Source organism: Rickettsia asiatica, assembly GCF_007989425.1.
In the GTDB taxonomy this organism is placed as follows: Bacteria; Pseudomonadota; Alphaproteobacteria; order Rickettsiales; family Rickettsiaceae; genus Rickettsia; species Rickettsia helvetica.
Window position 1 is genome coordinate 603,458 of the sequence record NZ_AP019563.1, and the last position, 12,512, is coordinate 615,969.

The window sequence follows — 12,512 nt, forward strand, 5'->3', positions numbered from 1 at the left end:
CTGCATCGTCATTGCAAGCGACTAAAAGGAGCGTGGCAAAATCCAGAAAAAATATAAAAAAATTCTATAAATCAGAATTTTTAACTAGATTGCTTAGTCAATTACTTCGTAATTTCCTCGCAATGACGAACCTTAGCATTACCTCGCACTATTAATGTATATATCTCTAGCTTTTCTTAAAATTTTATCTTCAAGCGTGATAGCAAGATTTGAGGTGTTTTCATTAAGTACCCATTGTTTATTTTTAAGCATTTCTTCAAATACTTTCACTTCAATTGAATCAGGGCTTATTATATCGTCTTTAATAAATATATTTATTTTAAATCGAAAATTAGGATTAGAGCGTGGGCTATACCATTCCGTAATAATCACGCCGCCGTTTGAGTCGGCTGATGCAAGAGGAGCAAAACTCACGGTCTCTAATGCTGCTTGCCAGAGATATTTATTAACTAAGCCTCCTATAGCTTTAGTAGATTCATTTTTTACCCTGCCCGGTCTAAAAACTAATCCTTCTTCACCTGCTATAGAACCTACTTCGTCCCATTTCTGCTCTCGTTCTGTTTTTGGATAATCATCCGCTAAGATACTAGTACTTATTGCACTAAGTATAATTATAAAAAATAATCCGATAATTTTGTTCATAACCAATATTTAATTAGTGTGCTTGAGGGAAATAATAGAGAAGCTTTGGCTATTAGTCAAAAATTATTTGAACTAACTAATTTGATGTCATACCGTGCTTTTCGTCATTGCGAGGAAATTACGAAGTAATTGACGAAGCAATCTCAGGATATTTGACGAGATTGCCGCACAGCCTACGGGGCTGCTCGCAATGACGATTAGCGACCCACACAAGCAAGCTTTCCGCAGGAATAACATATAGGCTACTCTACACCTTAACAGGCATGACGACAAAAATATCTTTAGGATTCTCAGGAAATTTAATAAGTACCGGTGCTGAAACATCTGAAAAATATAGTTCTACTAAATCCGATTTCACGGCTTTTAAGACATCTTCCAAATATTGCGGATTAAAGCCTATAGCTAAAGACTCATCACTATTATATTCATAAAAACTTTCCTTATCTTGTGAAGAATTAATAACCTCTTTTGCGTTACCTCTTGCTTCACCGACGGCACTAATCTCTAAGGTTTCACGAGATAACGATAATTTTACTGCTCTAAATTTTTCAACGGTTATTATCGCTATCCTTTCTATACTATCTGCAAATATTTTTCGATTAATTACTAATTTTGAGCTGCTGCTTTCCGGAATAAAAGCACTATAATCAGGAAAAATACCGTCTATAAGCTTTGATAGCATAATAGTATTTTCATTACATATAAATTTAATCTTATTGCTACTTAATAAAATTTCTATATCTTCATTTATATTTTTAGGATCTTTAACTATTTTTAAAATTTCCTCTGCACTTTTATGCGGTAATATAACTCCAAAATTCTTTATTTGTTTTTCTAATGTTACCCATGAAATCGAAAGTCTATGCCCATCGGTACTTGCCGAACAAAACTCTTTGTCTTTTATGTGTAAATAAACACCGTTTAAATTATAACGAGTTTCATCTAAAGAAATTGAAAATTTTGTCGATTCGATTATTTTAGCAAAATCCGTGCAGGAAATTTTAAAACTTGCTTCAAGATTAATACTATCCATTGCAGGAAAAGAACTAACCGGCAAAGTAAATAAATTAAATTTACAATTTTTTCCTTTGATCTCAAGTCCCGTTGTACCGCGATCTGTTAATGTAAGCTCGGAATCTGGAAGTTTTCGGACTATATCATTTAGAGTTTTCGTAGAAACAGTAAGTTCACCTTCACTTACTACCTGTACTGCTATTTTTTGACTTAAGTACAAATCCATATTAGTAGAACTAAGCTCCAGATTGCCGTCTTTTGCTGATAATTTAATGTTTGCATATTCAGGTATTACATTACGTTTTTCAACAACGGAACTTGCAAACCCTAGGGACTGAACTAATGTTTTAGTTTCAACTATTAATTTTAACATATTGTTATTCTCTTAATGTTCCTTGAAATTTTTGCGAGATGGCAGCAACTAAATCTTTACTGAACGAATTTAAATCAGTATCAGACAACGTGCGGTCATCTGCTTGTAGCTCTATTTTAATCGCTATAGATTTTTTACCTTCAGGTAATTTATCACCGCTATAAATATCAAATAATATAACTGATTTGATAAGCTTTTTATTAAAATTATTTATATATGATATTATTTCACCGACCGCTTGATCTTGATCAACAATAAATGCGTAATCTCTAAAATTAGCTTGGAAATCCGATACTGCAAATTCGTCTCTTTTACCGAATTTAGCTTTTATCAACGGCAAATTCGTAATATTTAGCTCGAATGCAAATATTTCCTGATTAATATCGTAATATTTCAAGATTTTAGGGTGTATCTGCCCAAAATGACCTAATAAATTTTTACCAAGCCCTATATTTACTGCTCTGGTTGGATGATAATATTGGGGCAATGCTGTCCTATTTGTTGCTATACATTTATCTATAGATAGTCCTGCATAATCAAACACCTGCTCTAAATCGCCTTTAAGATCAAAAACATCATAGCCCCGTCCAAGCGAATGAGGATTTTTATTATTATATGAACCGCTTATAATTGCCGTCAAATAAGTTGCTTCCGTATTTAAATCTACAAAACTTGGTCCAACTTCAAAAAAAGCCATATCTTTTATAGAGCGTGCTAGATTTTTACTTACTATACTTAACAAATTTGGCAGTATAGTAGGACGCATATAATTGTCCTCTATGCTAATAGGATTAAGCAAAAATAACTCTTCTTTTAGTTCAGCAAACAACTTTGCATCTTCACTATTCATAAAAGAGTTAGTTACTACCTCATCATAGCCTTTGCTTGCTAATATCCTTTTAAAACTAGATATTCTTTTATGCTCTCTCAGCTTATTATTATCTTGGTCTAGTTCGGGTAATTTTATACTCTCTATTTTATCATAGCCGTAAATACGAGCGATTTCTTCAGCTATATCTTCTAAAATAGTTATATCGTGACGCCAAGAAGGAGCTATTACCTTTATAATCTCACCTTTAACATCCGTAATAAATCCTAGTTTATTTAATATAGCTTCTATCTCTTTGATATTTAGTTTAATTCCTGTAATTTTTTCTAAATAGCATGCTGAAAAATCTAAAGGTTTTTTTTGTGACTCTTTTTCACCGACTTTCACTACTTTCGATACTTCACCGTTTCCGCATATTGACAAAATAAGATTAGTTGCTATGTCCAAAGCCTTTTCCGTAAAATTTCTATCAATATTACGCTCATTACGATATCTAGCATCCGTATCAATTTGGTGCTTCCGACCACTTGCTGCAACCATTTTAGCATTAAAACAAGCAGCTTCGAGTATTATATTAGTCGTACTATCAGTACAACTACTATCAGCCCCGCCAATGACCCCGGCCAGACCTTGAATACCGCTTTCATCTTTTATAGCTAAATCATTTTCGGTAAGTAAATATTCTTTGCCGTTTAGGGCGTGGAATTTAGCTACGTCATCTTTGTCATCCCGTGGCTTGACCGCGGGATCCAATGAAATTACTAGTGCTGTAAGTGATTCTCTAGATACCATGGTCAAGCCACGGGATGATAATTGTTTCTCCTCGCAATGACGTGCTACAGTAATCCCCCCTTTTATCCTATCTGCATCGTAAGCATGCATCGGCTGCCCGAAGCTATAGGAAATATAATTTGTTATATCCACTAAGCTTGAAATAGTTTTTACCCCAACATTTTTTAATAATTTCCGTAACCAATCAGGGCTTGGTTTATTCTTTAAATTTCTTATTTCTCTAAATGTAAATAAAGGACAAGCTTCTTTATCCTGTACGTTAAGCTTCATTTTAGAAATGAATGTACTCTTTATTTCCGAAATTTCTAGCTCTTTAAGTATTCCTATTCCTTTAGCTGCTAAATCTCTTGCAATGCCGTAAACTCCAAGTGCATCACCACGATTAGGAGTAACGTTAATAACAAATATAGGATCATCTAAACCGTAATATTTAGTAAAATTCTCTCCAACCACGGCATCTTCAGGTAGCTCTATAATCCCTTCAGACTCTGAAGCTAGCAGTAATTCCTCTTCAGAGCAAAGCATACCGCAGCTTTTTTCGCCTCTAATAACAGATTCCTTAATCTTAAATTTACCGTTTGGTATTTCTATTCCGATATTTGCAAGTACTACTTTTATACCTGCTCTTGCATTACTCGCACCACAAATTATTTGCAACATACCGCTTTTAGTCTCAACATCACAAAGCTTTAATTTATCAGCTGACGGGTGAGGTTTAGTATTTGTAATATATGCTACTTCAAATTTTTGTAACTCTGCCGCCTTATCTATCACCTCTTCTACTTCAAGACCAATAGCTATTAGGGCTTCGGCAATTTCAGTAACTGAAGCCGATGTCTCTAAAAATTGTTTTAACCATAATAACGTAAATTTCATTTCGTAAGCCCTCCTGCTAAATTCGGTATATCAAAGCTCCCAAAATTATAATGTTTAAGCCAACGCATATCTCCTTCAAAAAATTGTCTTAAATCTTTGATATTATATTTTAGCATTGCAAAACGCTCTACTCCAAGCCCAAAAGCAAAACCTTGATACTCGCTGCTATCGATACCGACATTTTTAAGCACGTTTGGGTGAACCATCCCGCAACCGAGTACCTCAAGCCATTTATCGTTTTTATTCATCCGAATATCAACTTCGGCAGAAGGTTCAGTAAATGGGAAAAAGCTGGGTCTAAAGCGTAATTCAATATTAGAATTTTCAAAAAAGCTTTTTATAAATTCTGTGATAACGTATTTTAAATGTCCCATATTGATATTTTTATCAATAATAAGCCCTTCTATTTGGTGGAATATTGGCGTATGCGTCATATCCGAATCCGATCTATAAGTCCTACCCGGTGCTATAAACCTAAAAGGCGGTTTGCCGTTTTTCATAGCTCTAATCTGCACTGTTGAGGTATGAGTACGTAATAACAGCGGCTTATTATTTTCCTGACCTTTCAAATAAAAAGTATCATGCATTTGCCTTGCGGGATGATCATCTTCAAAATTGAGAGCGGTAAAATTATGAAAATCATTCTCTATATTCGGTCCGTTCTCTATAGTAAAACCAAACTGCGAAAATACTTGTATTAACTCCTCACTACATTGTGTTATTGGATGAATAGAACCTTGTTTATATCTCCTTGCAGGGATTGTTAAATCAATTTTATCGGCAGCAAGTTTAAAATTTAGTTCCTGCTCCTCTAAAATTTCTTCTTTTGCTTTTATTATATTCTGTATTTTATCTTTTAATTTATTGATTTTTAAGCCAAATTTTTTACGTTCCTGTTCATTTAAACTACCTAGTTTTTTAAGCTCACCGGTCACTATACCGTTCTTGCCTAAAAATTCTACTTTATATTCTTGCAGATCTTTTAAGTTTTGTACTAATAAGATTTTTTCCTCAGCAAGCCTTAATATTGTTTCTATATTTTCCATGATTGTTTTTTTATTTTTGATTTTTTATTGTACGGTAGAACGTCATTGCGAGGAGAGGCGAAGCCTCGACGCGGCAATCTCAGGAATTAGTATTACTTTATGAGATTGCCACGCGCTCTCTATGTTCGCTCGCAATGATAACTCTGGGTCTACACGGGAATGACAACGCACCTCATATGCCTTTCCTCTATACCTACCAACTTCGCTTTAAATATCTGCCCTATTTCTAAAGGTTTATCTAACTTTACCGGAATAAAATTCTCAGTATGAGCAATATTATTATTCTCTACTAATAGCTCCACTTTCTGCCCTATATGCTTCTTAAAGAACTCGAATAGTTGATTCTGCCCCTCTTGTCTTAGAATTTCTGCTCTTTCTTTCCTTATAGCTTTCGGTACTTGCGGCATACGTGCTGCAGGCGTTCCTTCTCTTTCCGAATAAGGAAAAACATGTAAATATTGTAATTCCGCTTCTGAAATTAATTTTCTTGTATTTTCAAACATTTCAGGGGTTTCAGTCGGGAAACCAGCTATAATATCTGCACCAAACGATACTTCCGGTCTTATTGCCCGCAGCTTTCGACAAAACTCTATTATGTTTGTTCTATTATGCCGTCTTTTCATACGTTTTAATATCATATCGTCGCCTGCTTGCAAGCTAATATGAAAATGCGGCATTATCTTTTCACTATAAGCTATAAGCTCAAAAAGTTCATCATCTATTTCTGCAACATCTATTGAAGATAATCTAAGCCTCTTTAATTCAGGCACTAAATTCAAAACTCGTTTAATCATTTGTGCGAATGTTGGATTCCCGGGTAAATCACTACCGTAAGCCGTGACATCGACACCGGTAAAAACTACTTCTTTAAAGCCGTTTAATACTAAATGCTTTACCTGCTCTGCTATAGCTCCTATTGCTACTGATCTACTTTTACCTCTACCGTAAGGGATAATACAGAAAGTACAAAAATGATCACAACCGTTTTGTACCTGAATAAAAGCACGAGATTTACCGTCAAAGCTACTTATCAAATGACCTGCCGTCTCTTTCACCGACATTATATCGTTAACTGTTATTTTTTCATCGGTAATTTGATAGTAATTAGGTAATAACTTCTCTTCATTACCTATAACTTTGTCAACTTCCGGCATATTACCGTACATTTGCGGACTTGTTTGAGCACTACAGCCGGTAACGATAATTTTTAAATCAGGGTTATTTTTTTTAGCCTTGCGGATAGCTTGTCTTGCTTGTTTCTCAGCTGCTTTAGTTACCGCACAAGTATTGAATATTGCCACATTATCGATACCCGATAATTCCAAGTTTTTTCGTATTATCTCACTTTCGTAAATATTAAGTCTACAGCCAAATGTTACTACTTCTTGTCTTAAATTATTGCTCACAATAATATTCCCCACGTGCTACAAGCATAGCTGCCCCTTGCATTATTATATTACCGTTTCCTTCTTTCATAGTAAGGTTACCGTGCTTAAATACTACCGTACTTGGTGAATGGATAAAACCGAGCTTTAAACCGGCAGCAAAACTACCACAAGCTCCGCTTCCGCAAGCAAGCGTTAACCCTGCCCCTCGCTCCCAAACAGATAAATAGATTTTATTATCTTTTACTTCAGCAAAATTAACGTTTACCCCATCTGCGAATAATTCTTTAGCCTGCAATTTTTCACCGACAATTTTTTGATCTTGAGGTTCTAACTTACTAAAAATAACCAAATGTGGATTACCTATATCAACGCAAATAGTTTCCTTTAAATCAATCATATAACGCTCTACGAATTCCCAAATTTTATCACGGCTCGGCATCCAAGCTTCATTAAAACTAACGGTTCCTACATTAACGCTAATCTTATTTTCATCTTCCACATTACATAGCAATTTTTTATTGCCTACCATTACGGTAATATCTTTCTTTCCCGTATCAAGATAAATTAACTTGGCTAAACATCTTGTAGCATTACCGCATAATTTAGCACTAGAGCCGTCTATGTTATATATAATCATTTCATAAAAATCATTATATACCTTTGATACTTCAAGATTTGGTACGTCAAATTTTGGGATTCGCCTTTGTTCACGTAGTTTTCTACGCTCCGCAGGCTCACCGCTTATTTGACTTCCAACTTTTGAAGTATCTGCGGTATGCTCTTCATAAATAATAAACTGATCGCAACCGATACCCGTATGACGATCAGCCATATTTTTTGCTAACTGCGATAAATCATGTGAACTTGATAAATCTCGTTTATTAACGATCACGAAATCATTACCGAGACCATGCATTTTTACAAAATTAATTTTACTAATCATAATCAATTATAATATTTAAGATTGTATACTCGGTGAATTCCAAAAATTGGCTACATCGTTCTACAAGAGCTTCGGTACTCACGTATTAAGTATACGCTGCATTCCTCGCCTTGTGAACTCCTTGCTCTTTTTGAAATTGACCTTCGTATATCAACTCTTCATTTACTCGAAGTATATTATAGCAAATTCCAAGAAATTTGCTATAATGAAGTTATTATATATAAAAATAGAAATGCAAGTACTCAATATTATGCTAAGCCGTGATCTTGGCGGCATTCAACAAGCATTCTTAGATTATAACACAGCTCTTGAAATGCAAAAAATTGAGGTTATAAATATCACTTCTTACAAAGCAAAAATAAACTCCTTTCTATGTAATGCAAGTTTTAAACTACCTAATTTAGTACCGTTTGATCCCTTATCGGTACTGATTCTTAAATATATAATTCATAAGACTAAGCCCGATATAATTATAGCACACGGTAATAGAGCAATAAATTTTAGTAAACTTGCCAAAACACATAACATTAAATTAATAGGTATCGCTCACAATTATACTTTAAAAAGACTACGTAAATGTGATTTTGTTATTGCTCTGACATATCATATGAAAGAATATTTACTAAAAAATCATTTTGCTGAATCTAAAATATTTATTTTACCAAACATGATAAATATTAGTAAAGATTTTGCTCCAAATAAAACATATAGAGAACCTATTATAATTGGTGTACTAGCAAGATTTGTAGCTAAGAAAGGTGTTGATGTTTTTATTAGAGCTATAAAACTTTTGAAAGAAAAAAAATATGATACTCATGTAGTTATAGGTGGAGACGGAGAAGAAAAAGATAATTTAATTGCTTTAGTACAGGCACTTAATCTACAAAATCAAATATCATTTATAGGGTGGATTAACGATAAAGATAAATTCTTTAAACAGATCGATATTTTTTGCTTACCGTCTCTTCATGAACCGTTTGGAATTATAGTGCTTGAAGCAATGGAGGCAAGCGTGCCTATCATTAGTACAGATACCGAAGGACCTGCAGAAATCTTAAGCGACATGCAAGACGGGCTTATTTGTAAAGCCGATTCTGCTGAAGAGTTAGCAGAAAAAATTGCCCACTTAATAGATAATCCTATAAAAGCAAAGGAATTTTCTAAAAATGCTTATCTAAAATTACAACAAAATTATGATACTAAGATTATTTCTGAAAAGTTAGTAACATTATTACGTAATTATAAAAATAGTTAGTTGAAAAAATAATAGTCTATATTGACATAATAGTTTAAAGATTCATTAATAATATTAATTTATTTTAATGAATCTACAAAAGAGTTTTATGTCATTCCTGCGTGGATCAAAAAAAGCACTCGGTGTCATACCGTGGCTTGACCACGGTATCCAGAAAATAACTTATCATATACGTTGTTTTAGCATTTTTGACTGGATCCCGCGATCAAGTCGCGGGATGACAATGAGGAATGACCTAAATGTGGGTAAGTATAACATACTAATTGCATCAATTTTTTTATTCCTGCTATGTAGTTATAATACAAAACACGATAATATCCCCCTAACCTCCCATTACCTACTAATTGGAATAATGATTCTCTAGAACAAAATAATAATGCATCCTCCAAGTGGTGGCTGCAATTTAACGATCCGGTGTTAAATAACCTAATCGAAGAATCTTTAACCGGTAACTCCGATATTGAACTGGCAATGAGTAATGTGCTAGCAGCGAAAGCTCAGCTTAATCTTGTTAATTCTTATAGATTTCCACAAATTAATTTACAAGGCGGAACAAATCAAACAAAAAATAGCAAGGAAACAAAAGCACCGAATGAGCTAAAATTTTCTAATAATTTTGGGCTAGCAAGCGTGCTTAATTATGAACTAGATTTATGGGGGGCAGCCGTAAACGCTAGCGAATCGGCTAAAAAAACTTTCCTTGCAACCGGGTATAGCAAGGCAGCGGTACGTTTATCGGTTATAAGTAACGTTACCATAAGTTACTTTAATCTTTTAGCATTAGACAAACAAATATATCTAACTGAAAAACTAATTGAGGCTCAAACGGAAATTTATAAATTAAATCAGAAATTATATCATCTTGGTGTGGGTGATTCAATATCGGTTAGTGAGGCTACTTCTGAACTTGCCCTTACTAATTTATCATTGCCGCCTTTAAAACAACAAAGACATGAGCAGGAAACCGCTTTAAAAATTTTAGTAGGTAGAACTCCTGAAAATATAGTAAACGGCTTAATTTATCGTAATAAACCAATAGATTACTTCCCTGCTCTACCGGTATTACCTAAAATATTACCGTCAGAACTTTTAGAGAGCAAAGACCGGATATTAAAGCGGCAGAGCAGAATTTACTAGCAGCAGACGCAAACTTAAAAGCAATAAAAGCTACTTATTTTCCGCAAATTTCTTTAACAGGTTTACTTGGTTTTGGTAGCAATAAACTTAATACTCTATTTACTAACTCAGCTGAGACTTGGCAGGTAGGCGACAATATAGCAGGACCTATTTTTGATTTTGGCAAAACTAGAGCTAATGTACAAATTGCCGAAAGCGTTAAAGAGCAGTATATAGCCGTATATAAATCGGTAGTACGTACAGCTTTTGGGGAAGTTATGGATGCTTTATCGGCAGGACAAACATCAAGTAATAATTTTCATATTTGGCAGCAAAACGAAGCAGCTTTAATTCTATATTTAAGCTTGCTGATCAGCGTTATAAACGAGGTAATATAGATTACTTAACCGTGCTTACCGCAAAGCAAAACGTACTACAAAACGAAATTGACGGGGTGTCTATAAAACTTTCACAGTTAAGTAGTATGGTTAATATTTTCCATGCTTTGGGTGGGGAGAGTGGTAGTACTCACAACGTCATTGCAAGCGACCATAGGAGCGCGGCAATCTCATGAAATAATAACAAACTCCTGAGATTGCTTTATCGTTTCACTCCTCGCAATGACAATCATAATAACACAAACACATTAAAACAATGCTTAAAATAATAATGCGGAATTTGATATTGATAACATTACTAGTACTGACGGTAATATTAGTGGTTTGGACAATAAAACATCATCATAAAAACAATAAGCAAATAATAATAGCAGCTCCGGTTGAGGTAACAAAAGTTATCAGAAGACGTACCTTATGTGATAGAACTTGCAGGAGCGGCTGAAACTTACCAAAGTGCCGATATTAAATCTCAAGTTACGGGACAAATATTAAGCGTAAATTTTGATGACGGACAAGAAGTAAAGGCAGGTGATTTATTATATGAAATCGATTCTCGTCCGTTTCAAAATCAATTACAGCAAGCACAAGCAAATTTACTAAGTGATACTTATAACCTTAAGAATGCTATAAAAGAAGAGGCAAGATATCGTGCTTTATACGAGGAAAAAGCCGTTTCGGAAGAGCAGTATTTATAGATGTTGACTATATGAATATGCTTAAAGCTGCCGTAGAGCGAGATAAAGCAATTATTGCGGACGCTAATTTACAAATCGAGTATTCAAAAATAGTAGCTCCTTTTGACGGTAAACTTAGTGAGAGTAATGTGGATATAGGTGATTTAGTGTCGCCGGATTTTGCGAGTCTAGTCACTATAAATACCATCTCGCCTATTTATGTCAGTTTCTCCGTACCTGAAGAACATTTAGATAGAATAAATAAATCTCAAAAATCTAATGATTTGGCTTTGACGGTTAGAACCACAAGCGATCAGGAAATTAAAGACGGTGAGATCGTTTTTGTCGATAACTCAATTGATCCAAATAGCGGTACTATCAAAGTTAAAGCAACATTACCTAATCAAGATGAAGCATTATGGCTGGGACAGTTTGTGCATGTGTCTTTAACAATTTATACAGAAAATAATAGTTTCGTCTAAAGCCCTGCAAACTAACGATCAAGGACCTTATGTATTTGTTGTCGATAAAGATAATAAAGCTGTGGTCAAGAATATAGATATAGTTTTTTCTAATGATGATTTTATTGTTATTAAAAGCGGTATAGATAAGGGAGAAACGGTAATCACCAACGGGCAGCTACGATTATCTAACGGAGCAGAGGTGAGTGTTAGGGAGGAGTAGTTTAACTGTCATCCCGCGACTTGATCGTGGGATCTCAGGATACGATTTGCGGCACAAGATCCCATGGTCAAGCCATGGGATGACAATATGACAACCTAAATATAAAACAGGAGAAAACTAATTGGGTATTTCAGAAATATTTACTAAGCGTCCGGTTCTTGCTACTTTATTCATGGCAACTATTTTGCTGTTTGGAGCATTTGGCCATAAGCTATTACCGGTAAGCGTTTTACCTGACATTGATTTCCCGACTATTCAGGTTTCGGTAAGCTTTGCCTGGAGCTGACCCAACTACTATGGCGTCTTCAGTCGCATTACCGCTTGAAAAGCAATGCTCGATAATATCCGATATTGATTCGATGAGTTCGGTTAATAGTAACGGTACTACTCAAATTACTTTGCAGTTTAATTTAGATCGTGATATAGATGCAGCGGCACAAGACGTATAAGCAGCTATCTCATCCGCTGCTAAGCAGCTACCG

Annotated in this window: 14 protein-coding genes and 1 pseudogene; 9 read left to right on the top strand and 6 right to left on the bottom strand. The window is 34.6% G+C overall.

Annotated elements, in window-relative coordinates; all coding sequences use genetic code 11:
• Nucleotides 1-138 precede the first annotated feature (138 nt).
• The 6 genes from RAS_RS03455 to dapF form a co-directional block, all read right to left on the bottom strand.
• Nucleotides 139-642 (bottom strand): DUF3576 domain-containing protein, encoded by a 504-nt coding sequence (locus RAS_RS03455; RefSeq protein WP_147142364.1) that lies wholly within the window; start codon nt 640-642, stop codon nt 139-141.
• Nucleotides 643-889: 247 nt separating this feature from the next.
• Complete coding sequence (gene dnaN, locus RAS_RS03460) at nt 890-2,029, bottom strand: DNA polymerase III subunit beta (RefSeq protein ID WP_147142367.1); 1,140 nt, start codon at nt 2,027-2,029, stop codon at nt 890-892.
• A gap of 4 nt (nt 2,030-2,033) precedes the next feature.
• On the bottom strand, nt 2,034-4,526 hold the full coding sequence (pheT, locus tag RAS_RS03465) for a phenylalanine--tRNA ligase subunit beta (RefSeq protein ID WP_147142370.1): 2,493 nt from the start codon (nt 4,524-4,526) through the stop codon (nt 2,034-2,036).
• Nucleotides 4,523-5,572, bottom strand: coding sequence for a phenylalanine--tRNA ligase subunit alpha (pheS, locus tag RAS_RS03470; protein ID WP_147142373.1), 1,050 nt, complete (start codon nt 5,570-5,572; stop codon nt 4,523-4,525). The genes pheT and pheS overlap by 4 nt, the downstream gene beginning before the upstream one ends.
• A 149-nt stretch (nt 5,573-5,721) precedes the next feature.
• Nucleotides 5,722-6,993, bottom strand: coding sequence for a tRNA (N(6)-L-threonylcarbamoyladenosine(37)-C(2))-methylthiotransferase MtaB (mtaB, locus tag RAS_RS03475; RefSeq protein WP_147142376.1), 1,272 nt, complete (start codon nt 6,991-6,993; stop codon nt 5,722-5,724).
• The gene (dapF, locus tag RAS_RS03480) at nt 6,968-7,903 is read right to left on the bottom strand and encodes a diaminopimelate epimerase (RefSeq protein WP_147142379.1); all 936 of its coding nucleotides are present in this window, start codon (nt 7,901-7,903) and stop codon (nt 6,968-6,970) included. The genes mtaB and dapF overlap by 26 nt, the downstream gene beginning before the upstream one ends.
• Before the next feature lie 232 nt (nt 7,904-8,135).
• Between dapF and RAS_RS03490 the strand changes: the two genes are divergently transcribed.
• From RAS_RS03490 to RAS_RS10480, 9 genes and pseudogenes are all read left to right on the top strand, one after another.
• Complete coding sequence (locus RAS_RS03490; protein ID WP_147144005.1) at nt 8,136-9,158, top strand: glycosyltransferase family 4 protein; 1,023 nt, start codon at nt 8,136-8,138, stop codon at nt 9,156-9,158.
• Between the two features lie 414 nt (nt 9,159-9,572).
• On the top strand, nt 9,573-10,295 hold the full coding sequence (locus RAS_RS08975) for a TolC family protein (protein ID WP_232049340.1): 723 nt from the start codon (nt 9,573-9,575) through the stop codon (nt 10,293-10,295).
• Nucleotides 10,296-10,297: 2 nt separating this feature from the next.
• A pseudogene (locus RAS_RS09655) lies at nt 10,298-10,848 on the top strand (TolC family protein); the annotation flags it as partial.
• A gap of 80 nt (nt 10,849-10,928) precedes the next feature.
• The gene (locus tag RAS_RS09660; RefSeq protein WP_232049341.1) at nt 10,929-11,114 is read left to right on the top strand and encodes an RND transporter; all 186 of its coding nucleotides are present in this window, start codon (nt 10,929-10,931) and stop codon (nt 11,112-11,114) included.
• Complete coding sequence (locus RAS_RS03510) at nt 11,089-11,367, top strand: efflux RND transporter periplasmic adaptor subunit (RefSeq protein WP_232049342.1); 279 nt, start codon at nt 11,089-11,091, stop codon at nt 11,365-11,367. The genes RAS_RS09660 and RAS_RS03510 overlap by 26 nt, the downstream gene beginning before the upstream one ends.
• 11 nt (nt 11,368-11,378) lie before the next feature.
• Nucleotides 11,379-11,828: an efflux RND transporter periplasmic adaptor subunit gene (locus tag RAS_RS03515; protein ID WP_147142385.1), complete on the top strand. Its 450-nt coding sequence runs from the start codon at nt 11,379-11,381 to the stop codon at nt 11,826-11,828.
• Between the two features lie 61 nt (nt 11,829-11,889).
• A complete protein-coding gene (locus RAS_RS08575) occupies nt 11,890-12,030 on the top strand; it encodes a hypothetical protein (RefSeq protein WP_172616123.1) in 141 nt (46 codons plus the stop codon).
• A gap of 172 nt (nt 12,031-12,202) precedes the next feature.
• Entirely contained in the window at nt 12,203-12,316 is a 114-nt protein-coding gene (locus RAS_RS10475) for a hypothetical protein (protein WP_269473022.1), read from the top strand.
• A complete protein-coding gene (locus RAS_RS10480; RefSeq protein ID WP_269473015.1) occupies nt 12,303-12,479 on the top strand; it encodes an efflux RND transporter permease subunit in 177 nt (58 codons plus the stop codon). Before RAS_RS10475 ends, RAS_RS10480 begins: the two co-directional genes overlap by 14 nt.
• The last annotated feature ends 33 nt before the right edge of the window (nt 12,480-12,512 follow it).

Bases quoted from the DNA above. Each gene is read 5' to 3' on its own strand.
- dnaN (WP_147142367.1), bottom strand. From the start codon at position 2,029: ATGTTAAAATTAATAGTTGAAACTAAAACATTAGTTCAGTCCCTAGGG.
- RAS_RS10475 (WP_269473022.1), top strand. From the start codon at position 12,203: ATGGCAACTATTTTGCTGTTTGGAGCATTTGGCCATAAGCTATTACCG.
- RAS_RS09660 (WP_232049341.1), top strand. From the start codon at position 10,929: ATGCTTAAAATAATAATGCGGAATTTGATATTGATAACATTACTAGTA.
- RAS_RS03515 (WP_147142385.1), top strand. From the start codon at position 11,379: ATGAATATGCTTAAAGCTGCCGTAGAGCGAGATAAAGCAATTATTGCG.
- RAS_RS03490 (WP_147144005.1), top strand. From the start codon at position 8,136: ATGCAAGTACTCAATATTATGCTAAGCCGTGATCTTGGCGGCATTCAA.
- pheT (WP_147142370.1), bottom strand. From the start codon at position 4,526: ATGAAATTTACGTTATTATGGTTAAAACAATTTTTAGAGACATCGGCT.
- pheS (WP_147142373.1), bottom strand. From the start codon at position 5,572: ATGGAAAATATAGAAACAATATTAAGGCTTGCTGAGGAAAAAATCTTA.
- dapF (WP_147142379.1), bottom strand. From the start codon at position 7,903: ATGATTAGTAAAATTAATTTTGTAAAAATGCATGGTCTCGGTAATGAT.
- RAS_RS03455 (WP_147142364.1), bottom strand. From the start codon at position 642: ATGAACAAAATTATCGGATTATTTTTTATAATTATACTTAGTGCAATA.